The organism is Aureibaculum sp. 2308TA14-22 (genome assembly GCF_040538665.1).
GTDB lineage: Bacteria > Bacteroidota > Bacteroidia > Flavobacteriales > Flavobacteriaceae > Aureibaculum.
This window is the reverse complement of the sequence record NZ_JBEWXT010000001.1, coordinates 2,842,564-2,866,809: the sequence shown is the minus strand read 5'-3', so window position 1 is coordinate 2,866,809 and position 24,246 is coordinate 2,842,564. Positions and strand designations below refer to the sequence as shown.

The window sequence follows — 24,246 nt, the reverse complement described above, 5'->3', positions numbered from 1 at the left end:
AATTAATCCTATGATAACTCATAAACTAAAAGTTAAAAACGTATTAGTCACAGCTGGTGCACAAGGTATTGGCGAAGCCATTTCTAAACACTTTATTGATAGCGGAGCAAATGTTGCCATTCACTATTTTTCTAGTGCAGATTCAGCAAATGCATTAGTGGATTATGCAAAAAGTAATGGTCAACAAGCTATAGCTATAAGTGGTGATTTAACCAATGAAACAGATGCTAATGCAGTTGTAGAAAAAACAGTTGACGTATTTGGTAGTTTAGATGTGTTAATCAACAATGCAGGATCTTTAGTCGCACGTAAAATGATTGGTGAAATGGATACCGAATTTTGGCATAAAGTCATGGATATTAATTTAACTTCCATGATGTTTGTTACCAGAGCAGCCTCACCATATTTGGCAAAAAAAAAGAACAGCAGTATTGTTAATTTGGCATCATTGGCTGGTCGTAAAGGTGGTCATCCAGGATCATTAGCTTATGCAACAAGTAAAGGTGCAATTTTAACTTTTACAAGAGCATTAGCTTCAGAATTGGGACCACAAGGAATTCGGGTCAACGCCGTTGCTCCGGGTCTTATCCTTGGAACTTCATTTCACAATACTCATACAACAAAAGAATCCGCAAATGAAACAACTGCTGGTATTCCAATCCGGCGAGCAGGTAACCCAGCTGACGTAGCACGAGCGGTTTTATATCTAGCATCCGAGTATGACGGCTTCATTAATGGTGCTACACTGGATATCAATGGCGGTGTTTACAACATGTAGTTAATTGTTAAATTGTATATTGGATCTTATGCAATTGAAAGTGAAAAAGTATTAGTTTTAAAGATTATTCTGATTATTTTTTTGTTAAAAAATTAAATAAGCGATAAATCAAAAAATATTTGTATTTTTGGTAAACCAAACTGGTAAACCAATTATATGATATACCTGATATCATTATACATTTAACTTTTTTGCTTTAAAACATGAGTAAATCTTTACTTTCTTTTTGTATCATTATTTGTTTATGCTGTATGTCGGTTTACGGTCAACTTGTTGAAACAAGTTCTCAATTAAACACAGCTATATCCAATGCCTCAGCTGGTACAACCATCATATTGGCAAACCAAACATGGACCGATGTTCAAATTAATATCAATAAAACTGGAACGGCATCAAACCCGATAACGATTAAGGCAGAAACTCCTGGAAGTGTATTTTTTGAAGGTCGATCAAATATTAGTTTGGGAGGTTCTTACATTATTTTTGAAGGCGTTGTTTTTCAAAATGCATCTGGTCTTATAACCGATGGTGACAAAATTGAACCCATTATTGAGTTTAGGGATACGAGTAATAATGACTGCGTAAATTGCCTCGTTAGAAATATCAAGATTGATTCATATAATGGTACTGCAAGTCAAGAAACACTTAAATTTAAATGGATTATTATTTATGGGGAATATAACGAAGTAAGTTATTCTTCCTTCATTGGAAAAAATGGCGTTGGCAGTATTATTAATGATAATCATAATAACTCAACTCCCGATTATTCTAAAATTCATCATAACTATTTTGCCGATAGAGTTCCTGTAGGTAATGATATTAATGGATTAAATGATCAAGATGCTATACGAATTGGGGTGAGTACAACTTCCCTTTCAGATTCATTTACAGAAGTCTATGATAATTTTTTCTATAATTGGTCAGGTGAAGTAGAAATCATTTCAAACAAATGCGGTAGTAATAAATATTATAACAACACTTTTAGAGATTATCAAGGAACCCTAACTTTAAGGCATGGTAATAATACTGAAGTTTATGGTAACTATTTTTTTGCCAATAATAATTCATTCTCAGGTGGAATTCGAGTTATAGGTGAAGATCATAAAATATATAACAACTATATTGAAGGTGTTAATCATAGAAAACCAAATGGTAATAGCTCTGGTGCTACAGGAGGTATAAATGTTAGTAATGGAAAACTGAATTCAGAATTAAATGAGTATTACCAAGTTAAAAACGTACAAATAGTAAATAATACACTAGTTAACTGTGACTTGGCAATAAGAGTAGGAACTAAGGTTAAAAGCGATTTAACATTAGCTCCAGAAAACTTAGTGATTGCAAATAATATAATGCTAAATTCTAGCGATTCTGCTTTAGAAGAAACTACAGCACCTACCTTAATTTCAATTTATGAAGGAAACATAACTCAGAACGGAGATTGGGATTTAATAGATGGAGTGAATTCTAACCAAACTGTTACTTCTGGGCTACTATCTAGTGGAAGTAATTTTTATAGGTTAGCAACAGGAAGTGCTGCCATAAATTCTGGACTGGGGTCATACTCATTTTTAACAGTAGACATCCTTGGTGGCTTAAGACCATCAGACTTTGATGCTGGTGCAGAAGAGTTTAATTCAGTAGGTACAAACCTGCCTTATTCGCAAGCTGATGTAGGTGTAAAAATTGGTTTTGGTGCATATCAAACCTTGAGTCTAGTTGAATTTAATCTAGACGAAGAATTGAAAATATTTCCCAATCCAGTAGAAGGTAACTATTTGACCTTATCAAAAAAAAATGAAAATATAGGATCCATTAAAGTTCTTGATTTACTCGGACGAACTGTACAGCAAAATTATATCGCTTCACCTACCGGAAAAATAGATGTAACGAACCTTTCTAAGGGCATGTATATATTAAAAGTTAATAATGGATTTAAAAGAATACTAATACAGTAAGTATGAAAACTTGTTACACAATAAGAATGAAAACATCAAAATGTATAAAACCAAGGTTTTTAATTCTTTTTTTAGTCTTAATTCTTTTTTCTTGTAAAAAAGATGTTTCTAATAAAACGAATGCAAATGAAAAAACAAATGCAAATTCTGAGTCTCAGCATCCAAGTTTAATCCTTACTTCTGAAGGTGTAAAAGATATTAGAGCACAATTGGGTAGTATTCCAATTTTTGATAACACACTGAAAGCAGTTCAAGAAGAAATTGATGCCGAAATTGCTTTAGGAATAGAGGTGCCTATTCCTAAAGATTATTCTGGAGGTTACACGCATGTAAGACACAAACGTAATTGGTTTGTACTACAAAAAGCAGGTCTTTTATATCAAATTTTGGACGATGAAAAATATGCAAAGTATGTAAAAGATATGCTGATGCAATATGAGGAACTTTATAAAACCTTGCCATTACACCCAAAAACAAGATCATATGCAAGAGGGAAATTATTCTGGCAATGTTTAAACGATTCTAATTGGTTAGTTTATGTGAGCCAAGCTTACGATTGTATCTATAATTATTTATCTGAAGAAGAGCGTAACAAACTTGAAACTAATCTATTCAGACCTTTCGCAGACCATATTTCAGTAGATAGTCCACAATTTTATCAGAGAGTCCATAATCATAGTACTTGGGGTAATGCAGCAGTTGGTATGATTGGTTTGGTAATGGATGACCAAGAATTAATAGATCGTGCTTTGTATGGTATAAAGGACTTAAAATTGGATTCAAAGGCTAAAGATGATGATGGTGGATTTTTAAATAAAGATGGAAAAGCGGGTTTTTTAGCGAATATAGAAGAGCCTTTTTCGCCAGATGGTTATTACAATGAAGGACCCTATTATCAGCGTTATGCAATGTATCCTTTTTTAATTTTTGCTGAAGGATTACATAACGTAAAACCAGAATTAAAGATTTTTGAATATAAAGATGGTGTACTTTTAAAATCAATAAATGCACTACTTAATTTATCTGATGCAGACGGCGATTTTTTTCCACTCAACGATGGTCAAAAAGGAATGTCATATTATAATAATGCTTTAGTTACTGCCGTAGATATTTCTTATCATTATGGTGAACAAGATCCAGGATTATTATCTATTGCAAAAGAACAAAATCAGGTTTTATTAGATGATTCTGGTTTGGCAGTTGCATTGGGTATAAAAAATGGGAAAGCCAAACCATTTGATAAAAAATCAATTAATTTGTCTGATGGACCAGATGGAACACAAGGTGGAGTTGGTATATTAAGAAACGAAGAGCTAGAACTTGTTTTTAAATACGCTGCTCAAGGGTCTAGTCATGGTCATTATGATAAGTTATCGTACTCATTATATGAAAATGGAGAAGAAGTAATTCAAGATTATGGGTTGGCACGTTTTGTAAATATTGAACAAAAAGGTGGTGGAAATTACTTAAAGGAAAATAAAACATGGGCAAAACAAACTATCGCTCATAATACAGTAACACAAAATGAAATCTCTCATTTTAATGGAAAGTATGAAATCGGGAGTCAATATCATTCCGTTTTACATTATTTTTCATCAGAAAATGAAAGTGTGCAAGTTGTGAGTGCAAAAGAAGAGAATGCATACCCTGGAACCGAAATGCTTCGCACTATGGCAATCATTAAAGATGATGAATTTGAAAAGCCTTTTATGTTGGATATTATGAAGGTAATTTCAGAAAAATCGAATCAATATGACTTGCCGTTTTACTATTTCGGACAGGTGTTACAAACCAATTTTGAATATACAACACCTCAAATATTAAAACCATTAGGAACCAAAAATGGTTACCAACATTTATTTGTGGAAGGTATTGCTAAAGCTGATAACAACAGTTCAAAGTTCTCTTGGTTAAATAATAACAAGTTTTACACTTTAACAACTTTAACTACTACTGAAGATGCAATGTTTTTTACAAGAATCGGAGCAAATGACCCAGAATTTAATTTAAGAAGAGATCCTGCTATGCTATTAAGAAGAAAAAATTCACAAAATACAACTTTTGTTTCAATTATTGAATCTCATGGTAGTTATAGTCCGGTTTCAGAATCTGCTGTAAATTCAAAAAGTAGTATTAAAGAAATTCGAGTAATTTTAGATACAGTAGATTACACAGCAATTGCAATAACAACTATAAGTGATAACACCAAGATATTTATAACAGCAAATACTAATGCTTCAAAAGAAGCAAAACATAACTTAAACATTAACAATAAGAATTATGAGTGGTCAGGTTCTTATTATTTTAAATAAAAACAAAAAAAATAAACATATGAAACAACGATTTAGTGAAAAGTATATCATTACAAAAGACATGCAATGGGAAGAACTTGGTGGTGGAGTATCAAGAAAATTCTTAGGTTACGATAACCAAATCATGATGGTAAAAGTAAAATTTGAAAAAGGAGCATTAGGTGCTCCACATCAACATTTTCACACACAAGCTACCTATTGTGTTTCTGGTAAATTTGAATTTGAAATTGATGGAGTAAAACAAATTGTAGAAGCAGGAGATGGAGTATATATCGAACCTAATTTATTGCATAGTGCAGTTTGCTTAGAAGAAGGGATGCTAATTGACACCTTTAGTCCAGTAAGAGAAGATTTCTTAAGTGGTGATGGAGTATCTTATTTTGGAGATAAGTCATAGAATAATTCTGTTAGATATTACGAGAGAATAGTACAGTTTTATTTTTTTATGGAAATTCTTTATACATTCTACCTCACGTATTACACGGAGAAAAATGTACTAAAGCAGGCATTTTAATAGATATATATTGCCCTATTAGAGAGTTTTTATGGAGTAAAATTGAAAAAATATTTTTTTTAACGAAAAAATAACATATCTTTGGAAAACCAATTTGGTTTACCAGTTTGGAAAACCAATTAAATAGTGTTCTTAACAATATTAATACTAACTCAACTCAATAAACAATGAAAAACTCTACTTAATAAAAAAAGGATAGACATATGCCTATCCTCCATTTGTATTACTTCTTTTGTCGGGGAAGTAATATTAAATACATGAAATTACTTTGCTAAAAACATGCTTTCTACAAAAATACAAAAATCAGTTGATTTTTAGTTCTAAACTTTGTCTAAGGTTATGTTAAGAAATGAGAAGAAATATTCTCATTTAGAAGTACTTTTTAATAGTACTAAAATCAAATATTACTAACATAATAAAATCAATGATGAAATTTAAATCAATACTAGCTCTAATGATAGCTTTGCTTGTAAATATTACATTATTTGCTCAAGATAGCTATACATTAACGGGTACAGTTATAGCTGAGGCTGATCAATCGCCAATTCCAGGTGCAACTGTATTAATTGTGGGTGCCAGTAAGGGTACCACTACGGATTTTGATGGTAATTATTCTTTAGAAGTTAAAAGTGGCGATGTGCTACAATTTTCATTTATAGGGTATGTATCTCAAACTATTATAATCGAAGACCAAAAAACAATCAATATATCTTTGGCTGAGGACAGCAACCAATTGGATGAAGTTGTTGTTGTGGGTTACGGAACTCAGAAAAAATCTCACCTTACTGGTTCTATTTCAAAAGTTGTAAACGAAAGTTTAGACCAAATAGCGGTAGCAAGGGTTGATGATGCTTTAATAGGGCAAGTATCTGGGGTAAACATTTCTGCGTCAAATGCAGAAGCTGGCGGAGCACCTACTATTAGAATTAGAGGTACAGGGTCGATATCATCTGATGCAGGACCTGCAGTAGTTGTAGATGGGGTGATAGTAGATTCTGACTTTCTTGGAACTCTAGATATGAATGATGTAGAATCTTTTGAGGTTTTAAAGGATGCAGCATCTGCTTCTATCTATGGTAGTGAAGGGTCTAATGGGGTAATTCTAATTACTACAAAAACAGGAAAAGAAGGAAAAACAAAATTTGGTTATGAGGTTTACACGGGTTATAAATCAGCTTTCGGGAGTGATGATTATAGGAGAAATGCTACCGATTGGGCAGCTAAAGAATTGGCAGAAACAGGTTCCATTAGTAATGGTAACTTGTACGCACTAAAACTAATAGAGGTAACCGGTATTGATAGAGATTGGCAAGATGTTTTCTTTGATGGAGGTAATATTGTAAGTCATTCTCTTTCAGCAAGAGGGGGTACTGAAAATACAAAATTTAGTACGGCTTTAAGATATCTTCATGATGAAGGTGTGGTGATAACGGATGATTATAAGGTGTATTCTGCAAAAATTAAAGTAGATACCAAATTGAGCAAAAAGCTTAAATTTGGATTGAGTGCGACACCTTCTTATTCAAAACAAAGAAGATTACCTACATCTATACATAACCCAATAAGACAATCACCTTGGTTACCTATTTATCATACAGAAGAAACGCTTCAGTTTATTGATAGAGATGCTTATCCAGATGTTGGGGTGGGTGATTATTTTCGAGAAGATCATTTGGATGAGTTAGACATAAATGGTGATGGCAGTAATACAACACCTCGTACTTCAGGAGATCAAAATCCTTATGCACAATATGTTGAAAGAGAACATTATGAGTTTAAGACTAAATTATTAGGTTCTACTTATTTAAGTTATGAACTTTTTGATGGTTTAACAGCAAAAACAAGTTTTGGGGTTACTTTAGAACAGAGTAAAAGAACAAGATGGAATGGGACAAAGTATCATCATTCGAATGGAGCAGATTATGAGTTGAGAAATAGATTTAGAACTAGATTAATTTCAGATAATACCCTGTCTTATAATAAGGTAATTGGTAATCATGAAATTAATGTATTAGCGGGTGCAACAATTCAAAAGAGAAATGATGAAATTAGTACTGTTAATGCCAGTGGATATTCTAATGATTTGCTTAAAAACTTACAAGGAGCAACAATTATTACCAAACCTGCAGATGGCGAAATCAATCTTAGTATTAGAAAGATTGGTTATTTTGGCAGGTTTACCTATGCTTATGCAGATAAATATTTATTGAATGCTTCAATTAGACGAGATGGTAGTTCAGTTTTTGGTTTAGATTCTAAGTGGGGTAATTTCCCTGCAGTATCTGTAGGATGGAATGTACACAATGAAAATTTCTTAAGTGATAGTAATTTCTTAAGTACATTAAAGTTCAGAGCTAGTTATGGTCTTACGGGTGCTGAAAATTTTAATGTAGGAGATGGTTTAACCAATACTTGGCCTTATTTGGCACTATTACAAGGTGCCAATGCGGTTACGGATGATGGTGCTGTCGCTTCAGGTTTTTCTCCGCGAAATATTGCCAATGCATTGTTACAATGGGAAGCTTCTGAGGAAATTAATCCCGGAGTAGATTTTGGGTTTTTTAACAATAGGATAACGGGATCCTTAGATTACTACAAGAGAACAAGTGATAACTTATTGTTAAATCAAGATGTTTCTTATGTTACCGGATTTGGTGGAGGAATCGTAAATAAAGGAGAAGTAGAAAATAGAGGTTGGGAACTTGAATTGAGAACCAAAAATGTTGCCATGGAAAAGTTTTCGTGGAGTTCAACATTTATCGCATCAACCAACACGAATGAATTAATTGATTTTGGAAATGACAATGGAAACCTTGGCGTAGATGGATTTGATAGAAATACACAATGGATAAACTTGGTTGGTAATCCTATTTCTTCCTTTTATGGCTATGTTGTTGATAAGGAAATATCAACACAATATTGGGATACGCCTTATAATCGAATTAACGGACAGGCTGAGGATATTATTGTAAAAGATTTGAATGGAGATGGTTTAATTACAGATGGTGATAAGACCATTTTGGGAGACCCTTATCCAGATATCGTTTGGAGTTTGACCAATGATTTTAAATATGGAAACTTGGATTTTTCTTTTATGATTCAAGGGAGTCAAGGGGGGCAAGTAAGAAACGTTGGAGATCAATATTTCTATCATTTTAGTGGTGCCACTATTGATGGCGGTGCAGAACAAATGGTGGCTGAAGGAATTATTTCTGATGTCTCTTTTCTTCAACCGAAAATTTTTACAAACGATATTGTTCAAAATTCAGGATATTTTTCATTACGTAATGTAAATATTGGTTATAATTTACCAAAGGATGCTGTATCAAAATTAGGGATATCATCATTGCGATTGTATGCAAGTGGACAGAATGTACTCTATATTACTTCTGATGATTATCACGGTTTTAATCCTGAATATATTGACTCCAATAATACGCCTATAACTTATGGCTCTCAAAGAGCAGGTACGCCTTTGTTTAGTACTTACTCAGTTGGTTTGAACATTAATTTTTAATATAAAAAAACATTAATTATGAAATATATAAAATTTTTAATTTTTGCATTAACAATAGGAGCTATTTTTGTTTCTTGTGATGTAGATGAGTTTTTAAATCCACTACCAGATACTGCTGTTGCTTCGGATGGATTCTTTAAAACAGACGCAGATGTATTGGCTGGAATTTATGGAATCTATGACGCTATACAGGGAGTTAATGAAAATACAGAATCGAGCAACTCAGATTTCAATAGGGGTGTACAATTTGAATATCTTTTGACAGAGCACCGCTCTGACAATACAAGAAGTGCTACTCTCGAAGGTTCAAGAGCTGATTTTCATAGGTATGTAACCGATGCAAACAACATTCAATCAGAAGATTATTATCAATCTATGTACGAAATTATTTTTAGAGCAAATAATATTCTTAATTATATTGATGCCGCAGATGCTTCAAACATTTCAAAATACACAGCAGAAGCTAAATTTTTAAGAGCTTATGCCTATTTTAATTTGGTTAGATTATATGGAAGTGATGATGATGCAATTGGTGCTGTTCCATTGGTAACCGAGGTGGTATCCTCTGATCAAGATGAATTACTTTTTACCAGAGTGCCTAAAGCAACAGTTTATCAACAAATTGTAGCAGACTTACAAGAAGCTGTTGCCAATTTAGATAATAGTTATAAGGCCAGAGCTTCAAAAGCGGCGGCACAAGGCATTTTGGCAAAAGTATATTTATCACAGCCTACCCCTAACTATGCTGGAGCTAAAGAGTTATGCGAGGCTATTGTAGCCAGTGGAAATTTTAATTTACAGGCTGATTTTAACGATGTATTTTATAATGAATTGAATGACGAAATTATTTTTGCTATTCGATATGAGTTTGGAAATCCAAATGAAAGTCAAGGTTTCTCGGCTGAGTTCACGGGGTTTAAACGTCAAGGTAGACAGGATGGTTTAAACTATGTTAATCCTAATTTGGTAGCTGCTTTTGATGCAAATGGAGGGAATAGAACAGCAGTTTCTTATGCTGTTTTTGGTGATCCAGATGATCCGAAAATTGAAGTAACGAAGTTTTTACCTGATGGCTCTGATATTACTACAGATCCAGCCGCTCCAACTTATGGTGCTAGTCCTAAAGATGCGGGTAATGATTGGATAGTGTTACGTTATGCTGATGTATTGTTGATGCATGTAGAAGCAATTATGGGAGCTACTGGTAATGCTAATACTGCAGAGGCATTAAGTTCATTCAACGCTGTTAGAAATCGTGCAGGTTTACCTAATGATGCAGACGGGGTAATATCAAAGGAGGAATTATTATTGGAAAGAAGAGTAGAATTGGCTTTTGAAAATCAGCGTTTCTTTGATTTGTTAAGGTTTGGAGTTGCGGATGCTGTATTGCAAAATCATGCTAACGAAGATGACGATGATGACATATCAGTTTATCCTAGTTATAATGCCAGAGCCTTACTATTGCCAATTCCATCAAGAGAAATTAATTTAAGTAAGGGACTTTTAACACAAAATCCTGGTTATTAATAATACAAAAATTAGAAAACATGAAAAAAAAATTGAATACTTTGAAGAGTGCTATAAAGATTGTGTTAGGCATATCAGCGATATTTTTCGTGGTAAGCTGCGAAGAAGCTTTTGAGTTTGATTTGCCAGAGGCAGGTTCTATACCTGATTTGGTTTTACCACAAGCAAACTTTAGTACCACTCCAGACGCTGAGAACTTTAGAAAAATTAAATTCACCAATACATCAAGTGAAGCTACAAATTATATCTGGGATTTTGGCGGAGGAGATACGTCAACAGATAAAGATCCTATCTATATTTTTGAAGCTGGTGAAGGTGATTACGAAGTAACATTAACAGCTCTTGATGCAAATAATGCGTCAGGAATTACTACACAAATGGTAGAAGTGAGAGATGTATTTGTTCCTATCAATCCAATTGTTATTAATGGAGATATGGAAACAGGTTTTACTCCTAGTTGGAAAATAGATAAATTTACGGGCGGAACTACAACGACAGTTAACACTTCTAGTGATGGTTCTCCTATAAATTATGATGAGGTAGATACGGGTTCTAAAACGAAAGGTATGAAATTTGCTGCAGGCACTTCTGATCCTGGAAATCCAGGTAGTAGAAGATATGCATATCAGGCATTAACTGTATCGCCCACAACAGCTGATCGCACTGTTAAATATATTATAGAATACGCATATGCTATAAAGGTGGCTGCTTCTCCTGGAAGTAACATAACGGTGCAAATTTTAGATGGTCACTTTGAAGATGGAGCTGATGCTTTAGCGAGTACGCCTTTGGCAGAGTCAGTTGCTAATGAACTTAATGGCAAAGGAAACTTTACAATAGTTAAAAAGGAATTTACGTCTAATGCAAGCGGTTTAATTTCGATTTGGATTTTTGGTGATACAGATCAAGACGCGTATATCGATAATGTTAAAGTATATCCAAAACCATAACAAAATAATAATAAACAAGTAGAAATTATGAATTTATTAAAAAAAGGAATATTTGCCTTACTTATAACAGGCCTTGCAGTCTCATGTGAAGATGAGTTTGTAAAAGAATCTCCAACGTCATTAGAAGGAACAGGGCTTACGGAAATTACATTTCCAAGTCATGCTATAACTTTAAAAGTAGAAGATGGAGACGGAACTATGGTTACCGTACGTCCGCAAGGTTTGGGAGCAACTTCTTATGAGGTAGATTTTGGAGACCCAAATAGCACAACTGATGTAATAACAATTACAGAAGATGCAGGTACGGCATCTTACGATTATCCTAATGACGTTGAAGAAGTTACATATACGGTAACAGTAACTGCAATATCAAATAAAGGTCTTGCGAGTGTTACTCAGACTAAGAATGTAACAATTACACATAAAGTTACTGATATATCTTCGGTACCTTTATCACCAACTATACTTGATCAAAATGCATATGTTATTTTCAGTGATGGTATTGAAACTGGTGGTGTTTTTGCTCCCTATTCAAACAAATTTTCAAGTTCTAATTTTGATGATGGTGATGCAGAGTATAATGAAGTAGAGGTTGGAGATATAAAAAATAAAGTAATTCAGTATTCTAGGCTTCATGGTACTGTTGCTGCATCTATTTCTTTTGACCCTGCTATAGTTATTGCAGATGTTTTTGGAACTGGTGCTTCTGCAGATTCCATTCACTTAGACCTTCATTCTTTACATGATATAGGTGTTGATAAAGTAAAAATAACATTGGGAGGTAAAACTTTTGAACAAACTTTAACGAATGGTGTTTGGACAGGTGTCGATATTGATTTTGCTTCTGAAGGAATTACTCAAATTGACGACATAAAATTAGAATTAGGTACAGGCGGTACTGCAAGTAATGAGGCAACTCTTAATGTAGATAACATTTATCTTTATAGGGCTCCACTTTCAGTTCCTGAATTTACTTTTGATGAGGTAGCTAGTGATTATGATGTTACCTTTACAGATGCTTCTGAACTTGCAACTAGTCATAGTTGGGATTTTGGAGATGGTAATAGCTCAACAGATGCAAGCCCAACACATAGTTATAATAATGATGGTTTGGAAAAGACATACATGGTTACGTTAACAACTACAAATTCTCTTAATAAACCCACTTCTGTTACAAAAGAAGTTATTGTTGGTGGACCAGCGGGTCCTATTAATCCAGAAATTTTGTGGGGAGATTTTAATGGAGGTTCTAGTGACGTATACCCTCCTTGGAAAATAGCTAACACTCCGGGAAGTTCAAACCCTTTTAGTGGTAGTTCTGATGGATCTTGTACAGAATATGACGGAACAGAAACTGGTTCTAAAACAAGAGGAGCAAAATGGTCATCTGGCAATAGTGCTGATGATGCAGACGGTACTGCTGACCCTGGTGATACTAGATATGCATACCAAGCAGTTACATTAAGCCCTAATACAGATTACATTTTTGAGTATGAATATGCTATAAAAACTGGAGGGGCTGAAACTAACAGTGTAGTTGCGGCAATCTTAAATGGTCATTTTAGTGATAGCGATGTTGCCCTTGCTAGCAATGCTTTGGTAGAGCATGTTGGGACTGAGGCTAAAGGAAAGTTTGCTGACAATTCTTGTTCAGGTGGTACAACAGTTAAACTTCAGTTTAGATCTAATTCTGTAGGTGAAGTATCTATATTTATTTACGCATTTACAGATGTAGATGCTTTTGTAGATAATGTTAAAGTTTATCCAGCACAGTAAAATATTATCATGAAAAACTTCCGAAAAGAACTATTAGTTATTGTATTAACAATATTCTTATCTGTTAACGCTACTGCTCAAAATAAGGGAAGTAGCGTTTCAGAATCGGATAGTAAAATTGAAAAACAAGATAAAAAGAAGAAAAAAAAGAGGAAGAAAAAAGTTAAGCTTCCTAATATTGATTTAAGCCATTGGAAAGTGACTTTACCAGTATTGAATGAAAAGGGAAAACCCTATGAAATTGAGCCCCCAGAGATTCTTGATTTTGCAAAAAATCAAAAAGCTCAACCTTATATGTATATAGATTCTACAAAAGGAGCTATTGTTTTTCATGCTATGCCAACTAATTCTAAGACTGCAAATACGAAGTATACGCGGTCAGAATTAAGAGAACAAATGGTACCAGGAGAAAATAATGTTAATTGGACGTTTAAACAAGGTGGAATAATGAAAGGTAAGTTGGCTATGGATCAAACAACAAGAGATTCTGACGGTAAATACCATAGAACCATTATTATGCAAATACATGGGCGTTTAACAGATGAACAGCGTGATTTAATTGGAGCTAAAGACAATAACGCTCCTCCCATTTTAAAGATTTATTGGGATAAAGGTAAAATTCGTGTAAAAACTAAAATCCTTAAAAATTTGAACGCTACTGATGAGGAAATTTTACATGAAGATGCATGGGATAATGATGACGGGTTTAATTTTGAACAAGAAGTAGGTTTTAGAAAATTCACCTTAGAAGTTAAGGTTTCTGAAGGTAAAATGGTAATTATTCTAAATGGAAGTGAATATAAAGTTTATGAGAATGTTCATATTAGAAGATGGGGTGTATTTGAGAATTACTTTAAGGCTGGTAATTACTTTCAATCAAGAGATGAAGGTTCGTTTTCAAAGGTTAGGTTTTATGAATTAGAAGTAAGTCATTAATCTAAAAAATAGAATTTATTAGAAGATAAATAGTTGAGTTAGTTCCTTTAGACTTTAACCGACTCGTGAACAGGGTCGGTTAAATCTAAATTTTTAAAAGAAATAGATAAATCAACAATTAGGTGAGGTTTTTTTTATAGATTTATCACTGAAAACTGGTTAACCAGTTTAGAAAAATAAAAATTTGCAACACATGAAGTTAGAAGTAATTACAAAAAATGATAATCAAGATGCTCTAAATGGTATTATTTCAAAAATAAGGGACCTAATTAATTACAAAAATTTAGAACCTGGTGAGAAATTACCCTCTGAACGCATGTTATCTGAAAAGTTTGAAGTGAGTAGGAGTAACGTAAGAGAAGCCATTCAGAAATTGGAATTTTATGGTTTATTAAGATCTATACCTCAAAGCGGAACATTTGTAGCAAACATTGGAATTACGGCTTTGAATGGGATGATAGATGATATTTTAAGTTTAGAAGCACCTGATTTTAAATCATTGGTTGAAACCAGAATTTTGTTGGAATTAAAAACTGCTGGATTAGCGGCTACTAGAAGATCTGATAAGGATTTAGATAAAATTAAAGATGCTCTTGATGCTTATAGTGAAAAAGTGTTGAAAGGTGAAGATGCCGTACAAGAAGATTTATTATTTCATTTGACTATAGCTCAAGCAAGTGGCAACAGTACTTTAAATACCTTAATGTTAATAATAACTCCTGAGATTATAACAAATTTCGAAAAGTATCATGTCTGTGATGAAAACCAAGCTTTTTTGGGAATACAGGAGCATACCGATATTTATAATGCGATTAAAGATCAGGACTCACAATTAGCAAAACAAAAAATGAAAGACCATTTTAAAACGTTATATCAATATTGCTATAATGGTAAAGAAGAATAATCAAAAATGAAATTTATACGCTCTGTATTATTAACAAAATAATGTAAAAATTTATACAAAATGAAAATAAAAGGTTTAAGATGGTGGATAGTTGGGTTAATTGCTCTTGCTACTATTATTAATTACATTGATCGTCAGTCATTAAGTGTTCTTTGGCCAGAAATTGCTAATGAACTATATCCTGGGCATACACCTGATGAGACAAAGGCAATTTATGCTCTTATTTCAATCATTTTCGTATTTTCTTATGCTTTTGGACAAGCAATATTTGGTAAAATTTTCGATTGGATAGGTACACGAATGGGATTTGTATTATCTATTGGAGTATGGTCTATTGCGACAGCATTGCATGCTTTAGCAAGAGGAGTGTTAAGTTTTGGAATATTTCGTGCAATTTTGGGTGTTGCGGAAGCCGGTAACTGGCCAGGAGCTACCAAAGGAAATGCAGAGTGGTTTCCTACTAAAGAACGTGCTCTCGCTCAAGGAATTTTTAATTCAGGAGCAGCCATAGGTGGAATTATCTCTATACCGCTAATCGCATTTTTAACGATATATTTTAGCTGGAAATCAATATTTATTTTGATTGGTTTAATAGGTTTACTTTGGTTAATACCCTGGTTAATTTTTGTAAAAGCCCCTCCTAAAAAGCATCCTTGGATTACGGATGAGGAGCGAGAATATATTTTAACGGGTCAAAAAAATGAAGATTTTGATGGAGATGGGGTTGAAGATCAAGCATATGACCCTAATACTGCAGAGCTACTATCTCATAAACAGAGTTGGGGTGTAATACTGGCGTCAGCAGCTATTGATCCTATTTGGTGGCTATTCGTTTTCTGGATACCTATTTACTTAAATGAGGTATATGGTATGGATGTTAAATCTATTGGTCTTTATGGTTGGGTTCCGTATGTTGGAGCCATGCTGGGAGCTTGGTTTGGGGGACTATTAGCACAAAATAGATTAAAGGTAGGTTGGAGTATTAATAGAACACGTAAAATGGTAATTACTCTTGGATGTGTAATAATGTTACCAGCACTTCTTGCAATGGCTAGTCCTGGAGGACCTACAATGGCTGTAATTATTATGGCAGTAATTTTATTCGGATTCCAAACTGCAATAGGAAATGTTCAAACTTTACCCAGTGATCTTTTTAGCGGTAAAACCGTAGGTACGTTGGCAGGATTTTCTGGTATGGCAGCTAAACTTACCGCCGCGGGTTTAACATATCTAGTGCCATGGTTGACAAGCGGCGGGAATTATACTCCAGCCTTTGTTATCGGAGCTGCCTTAGCTATTTTAACCTTGGCTAGTATTTGGATATTAGTACCGAAGGTTGAGCCAATAGCAAAAAAAATATAACATAAGCATATTGAATAATAAATAAAATAATATTAAAATGAGTAAAAATAAAGGAAGAGTAGCAGTAATTACTGGAGCAACTGGTGGAATTGGGTTCGAAGTATCAAAACGTCTTGGCAAAGATGGATATACGGTTGTACTAAATGGTATTGAAGATGAAGCAGGGGCTAAAAGAGTTGAAGAGCTTGCCGCGGAAGGAATCACTGCTGAGTATTATGGATTCGATGTTACTAAAGAGGAAGAAGTAACTGCAAATATTAACAAAATTGGCAAGAAGTATGGAAGAATTGATGTGCTTGTAAACAATGCTGGTGGATTAGGTGGAAGATCTCGATTTGAAGAAATGACCACTGAATTTTACAGATTCGTAATGGCATTAAACCTTGACTCTGTATTTTTTGCTTCAAGAGCAGCTATTCCTTTCCTTAAAAAAGGAGAAAATTCCTCAATCATTAACTATACATCAAATGCAGGGTGGAATGCAGGTGGACCAGGAGCCGGAATCTATGGAACATCTAAAGCTGGAGTACATGCAATAACAAGAGCTTTAGCAAAAGATTTGGCCGAATATGGAATTAGGGTAAACGCAGTATCACCAGGTACTATTGATACACCTTTCCATGCTCAAATAAAATCAACTAAGCCAGAAGTATTTGCCACTTGGAAAAACAGTATCATGTTAGGAAGGTTAGGGCAACCCGAAGAAGTAGCGTCTGTTGTTTCTTTCTTAGCGAGTGATGATGCATCTTTCTTAACAGCTGAAACTATTCAAATTGGTGGCGGACAGGCATTAGGGATATAAAAAAATATTTTTTTGAGTTTAAAAAGCCTTTCTTTTTATTGAAGAGAGGTTTTTTTGTTTGAAGAATCTCTTACAATTAATTCAGCATTTAAAATATTTTTATTCAAAGTTTGTTGCACTATTTCTTCTTTATTATATTTTAAAAATGCTTTTGCGGCTCGTTTTCCTATTTCTCCGCTATGCTGATTAACACTTGTTATTCTTGGTGTAACCATATCGGTAAAAGGCTCGTTACCAAAACCAACTAAGGCAATTTCTTCTGGAACTTTTATATTTTCTTCATTTAAAACTTGTAAAGCCCCTAAAGCCGCATAGTCCCCAGCTGCATAAACGGCATCTGGTTTTTTCTCGAGATTTAATAACTGATGCATCATTTTCCTCCCATTTTCAATAGTTAAGCCACTTTCGGTAAGTAATTCTTTATCTAATGGTAAATTATGCTTTTTTAAAGCATCATTATAACCTCGAATTCTGTTATTATAAATTCTTGTTCGTTTATATCCGCCAATGTGAGCAATTCTTTTACATCCTTTGTTTACTAAATGTTCAACAATTAAGTGACTACTGTCATAATCATCAATACCAATGTAATCAACATTTAAATCATTCTCACCACGATCAAATAATATTAAAGGAATACCTTTAGATTTCACCTTCTCATAGTAACTCAAATCAACAGTTTCATTAGCCATTGAAGCAATTATTCCATCAACTTGCGTATAAAGTAGTGTATCTATACTATCACATTCTTTCTTATAGGATTCGTTAGATTGGGTAATAATAATGTTATACCCCTTTTTATTTAATACCTCCTCAATATTCTGAATAACTGACGAAAAGAAATTACTATTTGTTCTAGGAACAATAACACCAACTAATTTACTTTTACCACTTCTTAAGGCACTTGCTAAATGATTGGGTTGATAATTTAGATTTTTTGCAACTTGTTTAACCGCTTTTTTCGTTTTCTCGCTAATACGAGAATCATTATGTAAAGCTTTTGAAACGGCGGCAGCAGATATATTTAAAACATTAGCAATATCTTTTATCGTGGTTTTCTTTTTTTTCATAAATTTTTTATATATTTGCTTAATCGTTTAAACAAATGTAATGCCTTTGTACGAATAATCAAAATTTTAGCTAAATGCTTCCATTTTGATTTTATTTTCATTTCTTGCTTAAACGATTAACCAAACTTAATTAATAGAACTAAATTTAAACAAAATGGGTAAAGTAGTTACTTTCGGAGAAATCATGTTAAGATTGGCTCCTCAGGGGTTTTTAAGATTTTCACAAGCCAATAATTTTGATGTTGTTTACGGAGGAGGTGAATCTAATGTTGCAGTATCATTGGCCAATTATGGTGTTTCGGTTGATTTTGTAACCCGATTGCCTAAAAATGATATTGGCGAATGTGCCATGATGGAAATGCGTAAACGTGGTGTAGGTGTAGATAAAATTGTCTATGGAGGTGATCGTTTAGGAATCTACTTTTTAGAAACTGGAGCGGTAAGTAGAGGAAGTAAAGTGGTTTATGATAGAGCACATTCTGCAATTTCGGAAATTGAATCAGGTATGATTGATTGGGATGCTGTTTTTGATGGTGTTGAATGGTTTCATTGGACTGGCATTACACCCGCAATTTCTCAAGGAGCAGCTGACGTATGTTTGGAAGCGGTAAAAGCTGCAAGCACAAAAGGAATAACAATTTCTACAGATTTAAATTATAGAGCGAAATTATGGAACTATGGAGGAGATAGAGAGGCGATTATGACTGAATTAACTTCTTACTGCGATATCATTTTAGGTAATGAAGAAGATGCTGAAAAACACTTTGGTATTCATCCAGAAGGATTGGATGTTCATAAACACGGGCACGATGTTAAAGCAGAAGCTTTTTTATCAGTATGTAAACAGATGATGGAAAAATTTCCAAGAGCTAAAAAAGTAATTACAACCTTGAGAGGATCTATTTCTGCATCACATAATACATGGGCTGGCGTATTGTATGATGGCAAAAAAATGTATGAAACCCGTCAATATCAAATTACAGATATTGTAGACAGAGTAGGTGGAGGTGATTCATTTATGGGCGGTTTAATCTATGGGTTATTAAAATACCCTGAGGATGATCAAAACGCCTTGGATTTTGCAGTTGCCGCTTCTTGTTTAAAACACACCATCAAAGGTGATGCTAATTTAGTAAAGGTATCGGAAGTAGAAAAATTAATGGGTGGTGATGCATCCGGAAGGGTAGCACGATAATGAATTATTACAAAAACAAATTCCAAAACGATTAAATCTAAAATAATGGCACAATTTTCAAGACTAGAAGTAGCACAAGTAATGAAAGATACTGGAATGATTCCTTTATTCTTCCATACTGATATTGAATTGAGTAAAAAAGTTTTAAAAGCGTGTTACAATGGTGGTGCAAGGCTTATGGAGTTTACATCTAGAGGTGATTTTGCATATGAGGTATTTGGTGAATTGACAAAATATGCCATAAAGGAATTACCTGGAATGATTATGGGTGTGGGCTCAGTAACCGATGCGGGAGCCGCTTCATTGTATATGCAATTGGGTGCTAATTTTATAGTAACACCAGTTTTAAGAGAAGACATAGCTATTGTTTGTAACCGAAGAAAAGTATTATGGTCTCCAGGTTGTGGTACATTGACGGAAATTACAAGAGCTGAAGAATTAGGGTGTGAGATTGTGAAATTGTTTCCAGGAGATATTTACGGTCCTCAATTTGTAAAAGGGGTAAAAGGCCCTCAACCATGGACTAGCATAATGCCAACTGGAGGCGTGTCACCAACAGAAGAAAATTTATCAGGTTGGTTTAATGCAGGGGTAACTTGTGTAGGTATGGGCTCTAAATTAATCTCAAAAGAGATATTGGCCAATAGAGATTTTGAAGGATTGGAGAATAAAGTCAAAGAAGCATTAGAAATTATTAAATTGGTTCGAAAGTAATAATGAATTTTACTAAATGGAATATATCTTGTTTATATGCTTAAATTATAATCTTACTCAAAAGCTTAATCTAGGTATCCAGAGTTTTCTGTAAACTTAATTATTCCTCTACTTTCCTCTCGAAAACCAGGTCAAGATTAAAAATATTTAATCTTGAATATTCTTGTGTAATGTCGCCTAAAGTTTGTAATGTTCTGATAGAAACAAAAGTAATTCTTTTGTTTTTTCATATCGTTATTAAATTGAGAACAAAATAGTATGAAAACAACTTTTCGTAAAAGGTTTTTAAAATGGATAGCCTTGTTTTTACCGGGAATATTTTTACTTGGCCTAAATATAGGTACGGGTAGCGTTACCACAATGGCGAAAGCAGGAGCTACTTATGGCATGGAATTATTATGGACCATAGTGGCATCATGTTTAACAACTTATTTTATGATTAATTTATATGGGCGTTATACCTTAGTAACTGGTGAAACCGCCCTGCAGGCTTTTAGAAAACATATTCATCCCTGGGTTGGTATATTCTTTATTGTGGCATTAACTGCAGGTGTCTGTGGTAGCGTTATGGGTGTAATGGGTATTGTGGCTGATATTTGTTATGTATGGTCTAAAAGTGCAGTTGAAGGTGGTATAGCTCCCATTTATTGGGCAAGTATATTTATAGCATTGGTATACTACATTTTTTGGAATGGGAAAACACAATTTTTTGAAAGAGCCTTAGCAATAATTGTAGCTATTATGTCTGCAAGTTTTTTGCTAAACTTTTTTATAATGATGCCACCACCAATGGATATAATAAAAGGACTTATTCCTAATATTCCGGACACACTTGATTCAGGTGATAAACCATTTTTAATTATAGCATCTTTAGTAGGAACTACGGTTTTTTCTGGGTTATTTATTATTCGTACTACTTTAGTAAAAGAAGCTGGATGGAAAGTAACCGATTTTAAAAAACAACGAAATGATGCCATTATATCTGTAACCCTCATGTTTGTTATCAGTGCGTCAATAATGGCAGCTGCAGCAGGAACTTTATATGTAGAAGGTATTGGTTTATCTACAGCATCTCAAATGATTGAATTATTAAAACCTTTAGCTGGTAGTTTCGCAACATCTGTGTTTGCTATTGGTATTATCTCCGCAGGAGTTTCATCTCAATTTCCAAATATATTAATGTTACCATGGTTATTATGCGATTATAATAATACAGAGCGTAAAATGACGCTTCCAAAATACCGTATTATGGTACTATTAATCTCTTTATTGGGTTTAATTGTACCAATTTTTAATGCCCGTCCTGTTTTTGTAATGATAATTTCTCAGGCATTAAACTCAGTGATTCTACCAGCAACTGTTGGAGGTATTCTTTACCTAAGTAATAGAAAAGACTTAATGGGAAAATATAAAAATTCAACCTTAACTAATGTGTTTTTGGTTTTAATTTTATTGTTTTCAATTTTCACTTCTTTTATAGGAATTAAAGGAGTAATTCAATTAATCAATTAGAATTATGCAAACTAATAGTGATGATTTAGGGCAATATGCTTATATGCCATTAAAACAGAAATCAAATAGAGTTTGGCGTACTTATGAAGGTGGAGCATTGATTGATCAATGGAAAAAGGATACACCAGAAATTGATGGTAGTTTTCCTGAAGAATGGATTATGTCTACAGTTACGGCTAGAGGGGATGGGAGACCTGAAAATGAAGGCTTAACCTTATTAGATACGCCTGATGGTATAAAATCACTTAAGGAATTAGTTGAATATGATAAAGAACTTTTCTTAGGAGAAAAACTTGCTAAAAAGTATGGAACTACAGGTGTTTTGATTAAAATGCTGGACTCAAAAGAACGGTTAACTATACAAGTTCATCCTGACAAAGAATATTCAAGTACAATACTAAATTCTGTTTTTGGTAAAACAGAATCTTGGTATGTGTTAAATACACGTGAGATAAATGGTGAAAAGAGTGTTGTATATATGGGGTTTAAAGAAGGAGTTACTCAAGAACTATGGAAAGAGCATTTTGTAAATCAGGATATTGATGGGATGTTAAGTTGTCTTCATAAAATAGTAGTAAAGCCAGGTGATGCTTTTATGATTTATGGTGGCGTACCACATGCCATTGGTAGTGGTTGCTTTTTAATGGAAGTACAAGAACCAACAGATTATACCATGCGTGTTGAGAAAATAACCCCTGCTGGGTTAGAAATTTCTGATGAACTCATTCATCAAGGAGTTGGTGTAGATAAAATGTTAACATGTTTTCATTATGATAACTATTCATACGATGAAGCGATTAGACGCTGGAAAGTGGAACCAGAAGTTATAGATAGTTCTAGTACCTACAAATTAAAATCAATTTTTAATGAAGTTCATACTAGTTGTTTTGGACTTAAAGAACTTTATTTAGACGGAGATTATAAAATAAAAGAGAATGGAAGTTTTTATGTAGTAGTCATTTATTTTGGTGAAGGCTCAATTATTTGTCACGGAAAAATATATGATTATAAACAAGGTGATGAAATTTTCTTTTCTGCAGCAATTGAGGAAATTACGTTTAAATCAAAAATTAAATCAAAAATGTTATTGTGTTATCCACCAACTTGACTTTTTATTGATAAAGATGTTGTTGATATAATTCAACTCCTATTTATTCCCTAGATACTCAAAAGTATAAACTTTAAAAAAGTATCATAAAATCGTAATATTTTCGAATGAGATGGATCCTAATTTAAAACAATTACTTTATCCAAAGTAAAGGATACCTAACAGGCATATTTCTTATGATTTCCTGTTCAGTAAAATTGGCATCTAACGACTGCCAAGTATTTAAATATTCATTGTTTTGTAAAGCTAGACCCGCAAAGAGCAAAGCAGGTTGCCTTACTGGCCAATCTTCCCAATACATAACATCTTGTTTATATGGCCATGACTCTTTATTTTCAATAAAAGGAAATAAGAAAGAGATACCCAATCCAATACTTTTTCCGTCTTTGGTTTGGTAATTAAATAGATTATCATCTTTTGAAGATAAAACTTGGCATAATGTAGTCATCGCGTCTAAATTAAATAAAGAATACCCAATAAGGTTTTGTACGAGCTAATTCCAATGGAAATGCACCTTTTTTATCCATTTGATTAGGCAAGAGGTTGTTTTTATAAAATGTTCTACATTCTTCTAAAATTTCATCATTATCTGTCACATCAGCAAAAACAGCCACTTGTGTAGCCCAGCAAACGCTATGGTTGTTACCATTATTTTTTTCTTTTATACCGAATTCGTGGGTGGTAAGCCATATCAAATATTCGCTAAACCAAGATTTTAATTGAGCACTATTTTCTTTTGAAATAGCTGCTGAGTCTTGAATTGCTTTTATGGCTAAGGCCACCTCCATTAAATGAATAGTGTCAATTATACCTATACCTCGACCAGTAACTTTACCCATAATTGCTTGTCCAAACAATAAATTAGGATTCATTTTAGTGGCCTCGTCAATAAACCAAGCTTTTAAGTGAGGAATTAATTGATTTACATATTTCTCGTCTTTTGTAATAACATAGGCAGAAGCTAAAGAACCCGAAATTTGACTCAACCGGATCATTGCTTTTCGATGTTCAGTAAAATTTTCAGGATTAGTTAAGCCGTCTTTTCTAATATAGGGTCCATTGGGATTGCCTGGATCTGGCCACCAATAATCGCCCTCCGAATAAAAATCGTTAATGCTTCCTGCACTTCTCTCACAAGCAAAATTTGCAACGGTTATGGGTTTTACATTGAAATAAGTATCTGCTAATTCTAAGACCCTTTCTTTTTCAATGGTAACAAGGTCAAAATTTGATAATTGGTCATTGCAGCTATTTATAAAAAATAAGCTTATAAATGATATAAGAATAAGTTTGATATATGAGTATTTCATA

The 24,246-nt window shown here is 33.5% G+C and carries 19 protein-coding genes; 16 read left to right on the top strand and 3 right to left on the bottom strand.

The window, feature by feature from the left end:
- Window positions 1–10 precede the first annotated feature (10 nt).
- From U5A88_RS12870 to U5A88_RS12815, 12 genes are all read left to right on the top strand, one after another.
- Window positions 11–778 (top strand): SDR family NAD(P)-dependent oxidoreductase, encoded by a 768-nt coding sequence (locus U5A88_RS12870; RefSeq protein ID WP_354207061.1) that lies wholly within the window; start codon window positions 11–13, stop codon window positions 776–778.
- Window positions 779–981: 203 nt separating this feature from the next.
- On the top strand, window positions 982–2,736 hold the full coding sequence (locus U5A88_RS12865) for a chondroitinase-B domain-containing protein (protein ID WP_354207059.1): 1,755 nt from the start codon (window positions 982–984) through the stop codon (window positions 2,734–2,736).
- A 26-nt stretch (window positions 2,737–2,762) separates the two neighbouring features.
- Entirely contained in the window at window positions 2,763–5,048 is a 2,286-nt protein-coding gene (locus U5A88_RS12860; RefSeq protein ID WP_354207057.1) for an alginate lyase family protein, read from the top strand.
- 19 nt (window positions 5,049–5,067) lie between these two features.
- The gene (locus U5A88_RS12855) at window positions 5,068–5,445 is read left to right on the top strand and encodes a cupin domain-containing protein (protein ID WP_354207055.1); all 378 of its coding nucleotides are present in this window, start codon (window positions 5,068–5,070) and stop codon (window positions 5,443–5,445) included.
- A gap of 541 nt (window positions 5,446–5,986) precedes the next feature.
- Entirely contained in the window at window positions 5,987–9,079 is a 3,093-nt protein-coding gene (locus U5A88_RS12850; protein ID WP_354207053.1) for a SusC/RagA family TonB-linked outer membrane protein, read from the top strand.
- A gap of 18 nt (window positions 9,080–9,097) precedes the next feature.
- Window positions 9,098–10,606 carry a RagB/SusD family nutrient uptake outer membrane protein gene (locus U5A88_RS12845; RefSeq protein ID WP_354207051.1) on the top strand — a complete coding sequence of 503 codons (1,509 nt, stop codon included), beginning with the start codon at window positions 9,098–9,100 and terminating at the stop codon, window positions 10,604–10,606.
- A gap of 20 nt (window positions 10,607–10,626) precedes the next feature.
- A complete protein-coding gene (locus U5A88_RS12840) occupies window positions 10,627–11,556 on the top strand; it encodes a PKD domain-containing protein (RefSeq protein ID WP_354207050.1) in 930 nt (309 codons plus the stop codon).
- Window positions 11,557–11,583: 27 nt separating this feature from the next.
- A complete protein-coding gene (locus U5A88_RS12835) occupies window positions 11,584–13,332 on the top strand; it encodes a PKD domain-containing protein (protein WP_354207048.1) in 1,749 nt (582 codons plus the stop codon).
- Window positions 13,333–13,341: 9 nt separating this feature from the next.
- Complete coding sequence (locus tag U5A88_RS12830) at window positions 13,342–14,268, top strand: polysaccharide lyase family 7 protein (protein WP_354207047.1); 927 nt, start codon at window positions 13,342–13,344, stop codon at window positions 14,266–14,268.
- 193 nt (window positions 14,269–14,461) lie between these two features.
- Window positions 14,462–15,172 carry a FadR/GntR family transcriptional regulator gene (locus tag U5A88_RS12825; protein WP_354207046.1) on the top strand — a complete coding sequence of 237 codons (711 nt, stop codon included), beginning with the start codon at window positions 14,462–14,464 and terminating at the stop codon, window positions 15,170–15,172.
- A 60-nt stretch (window positions 15,173–15,232) separates the two neighbouring features.
- Entirely contained in the window at window positions 15,233–16,534 is a 1,302-nt protein-coding gene (locus tag U5A88_RS12820) for an MFS transporter (protein ID WP_354207044.1), read from the top strand.
- Between the two features lie 37 nt (window positions 16,535–16,571).
- Window positions 16,572–17,336 carry an SDR family NAD(P)-dependent oxidoreductase gene (locus U5A88_RS12815; RefSeq protein ID WP_354207042.1) on the top strand — a complete coding sequence of 255 codons (765 nt, stop codon included), beginning with the start codon at window positions 16,572–16,574 and terminating at the stop codon, window positions 17,334–17,336.
- Between the two features lie 35 nt (window positions 17,337–17,371).
- Here the strand turns inward: U5A88_RS12815 and U5A88_RS12810 are convergent, their stop codons facing one another.
- Window positions 17,372–18,406 carry a LacI family DNA-binding transcriptional regulator gene (locus U5A88_RS12810; protein ID WP_354207041.1) on the bottom strand — a complete coding sequence of 345 codons (1,035 nt, stop codon included), beginning with the start codon at window positions 18,404–18,406 and terminating at the stop codon, window positions 17,372–17,374.
- Between the two features lie 154 nt (window positions 18,407–18,560).
- Between U5A88_RS12810 and U5A88_RS12805 the strand changes: the two genes are divergently transcribed.
- From U5A88_RS12805 to U5A88_RS12790, 4 genes are all read left to right on the top strand, one after another.
- On the top strand, window positions 18,561–19,601 hold the full coding sequence (locus U5A88_RS12805; RefSeq protein ID WP_354207039.1) for a sugar kinase: 1,041 nt from the start codon (window positions 18,561–18,563) through the stop codon (window positions 19,599–19,601).
- A gap of 45 nt (window positions 19,602–19,646) precedes the next feature.
- Window positions 19,647–20,315, top strand: a complete 669-nt coding sequence (locus U5A88_RS12800; RefSeq protein WP_354207037.1) for a bifunctional 4-hydroxy-2-oxoglutarate aldolase/2-dehydro-3-deoxy-phosphogluconate aldolase — start codon at window positions 19,647–19,649, stop codon at window positions 20,313–20,315.
- 258 nt (window positions 20,316–20,573) lie between these two features.
- Window positions 20,574–21,827, top strand: a complete 1,254-nt coding sequence (locus U5A88_RS12795; protein ID WP_354207035.1) for an Nramp family divalent metal transporter — start codon at window positions 20,574–20,576, stop codon at window positions 21,825–21,827.
- 4 nt (window positions 21,828–21,831) lie between these two features.
- Window positions 21,832–22,935, top strand: coding sequence for a type I phosphomannose isomerase catalytic subunit (locus tag U5A88_RS12790; protein WP_354207033.1), 1,104 nt, complete (start codon window positions 21,832–21,834; stop codon window positions 22,933–22,935).
- Window positions 22,936–23,068: 133 nt separating this feature from the next.
- Here the strand turns inward: U5A88_RS12790 and U5A88_RS12785 are convergent, their stop codons facing one another.
- Both U5A88_RS12785 and U5A88_RS12780 read right to left on the bottom strand, forming a co-directional pair.
- Window positions 23,069–23,383 (bottom strand): alginate lyase family protein, encoded by a 315-nt coding sequence (locus U5A88_RS12785; protein ID WP_354207031.1) that lies wholly within the window; start codon window positions 23,381–23,383, stop codon window positions 23,069–23,071.
- Between the two features lie 10 nt (window positions 23,384–23,393).
- A complete protein-coding gene (locus U5A88_RS12780) occupies window positions 23,394–24,245 on the bottom strand; it encodes an alginate lyase family protein (protein ID WP_354207029.1) in 852 nt (283 codons plus the stop codon).
- Between the last annotated feature and the right edge of the window lies 1 nt (window position 24,246).

What these genes read in the sequence shown, in the direction of transcription:
- U5A88_RS12865 (WP_354207059.1), top strand. Translation starts at nt 982, where the DNA reads ATGAGTAAATCTTTACTTTCTTTTTGTATCATTATTTGTTTATGCTGT.
- U5A88_RS12815 (WP_354207042.1), top strand. Translation starts at nt 16,572, where the DNA reads ATGAGTAAAAATAAAGGAAGAGTAGCAGTAATTACTGGAGCAACTGGT.
- U5A88_RS12845 (WP_354207051.1), top strand. Translation starts at nt 9,098, where the DNA reads ATGAAATATATAAAATTTTTAATTTTTGCATTAACAATAGGAGCTATT.
- U5A88_RS12785 (WP_354207031.1), bottom strand. Translation starts at nt 23,383, where the DNA reads ATGACTACATTATGCCAAGTTTTATCTTCAAAAGATGATAATCTATTT.
- U5A88_RS12850 (WP_354207053.1), top strand. Translation starts at nt 5,987, where the DNA reads ATGATGAAATTTAAATCAATACTAGCTCTAATGATAGCTTTGCTTGTA.
- U5A88_RS12870 (WP_354207061.1), top strand. Translation starts at nt 11, where the DNA reads ATGATAACTCATAAACTAAAAGTTAAAAACGTATTAGTCACAGCTGGT.
- U5A88_RS12810 (WP_354207041.1), bottom strand. Translation starts at nt 18,406, where the DNA reads ATGAAAAAAAAGAAAACCACGATAAAAGATATTGCTAATGTTTTAAAT.
- U5A88_RS12790 (WP_354207033.1), top strand. Translation starts at nt 21,832, where the DNA reads ATGCAAACTAATAGTGATGATTTAGGGCAATATGCTTATATGCCATTA.
- U5A88_RS12840 (WP_354207050.1), top strand. Translation starts at nt 10,627, where the DNA reads ATGAAAAAAAAATTGAATACTTTGAAGAGTGCTATAAAGATTGTGTTA.
- U5A88_RS12860 (WP_354207057.1), top strand. Translation starts at nt 2,763, where the DNA reads ATGAAAACATCAAAATGTATAAAACCAAGGTTTTTAATTCTTTTTTTA.
- U5A88_RS12855 (WP_354207055.1), top strand. Translation starts at nt 5,068, where the DNA reads ATGAAACAACGATTTAGTGAAAAGTATATCATTACAAAAGACATGCAA.
- U5A88_RS12805 (WP_354207039.1), top strand. Translation starts at nt 18,561, where the DNA reads ATGGGTAAAGTAGTTACTTTCGGAGAAATCATGTTAAGATTGGCTCCT.
- U5A88_RS12795 (WP_354207035.1), top strand. Translation starts at nt 20,574, where the DNA reads ATGAAAACAACTTTTCGTAAAAGGTTTTTAAAATGGATAGCCTTGTTT.
- U5A88_RS12800 (WP_354207037.1), top strand. Translation starts at nt 19,647, where the DNA reads ATGGCACAATTTTCAAGACTAGAAGTAGCACAAGTAATGAAAGATACT.
- U5A88_RS12825 (WP_354207046.1), top strand. Translation starts at nt 14,462, where the DNA reads ATGAAGTTAGAAGTAATTACAAAAAATGATAATCAAGATGCTCTAAAT.
- U5A88_RS12820 (WP_354207044.1), top strand. Translation starts at nt 15,233, where the DNA reads ATGAAAATAAAAGGTTTAAGATGGTGGATAGTTGGGTTAATTGCTCTT.
- U5A88_RS12780 (WP_354207029.1), bottom strand. Translation starts at nt 24,245, where the DNA reads ATGAAATACTCATATATCAAACTTATTCTTATATCATTTATAAGCTTA.
- U5A88_RS12835 (WP_354207048.1), top strand. Translation starts at nt 11,584, where the DNA reads ATGAATTTATTAAAAAAAGGAATATTTGCCTTACTTATAACAGGCCTT.
- U5A88_RS12830 (WP_354207047.1), top strand. Translation starts at nt 13,342, where the DNA reads ATGAAAAACTTCCGAAAAGAACTATTAGTTATTGTATTAACAATATTC.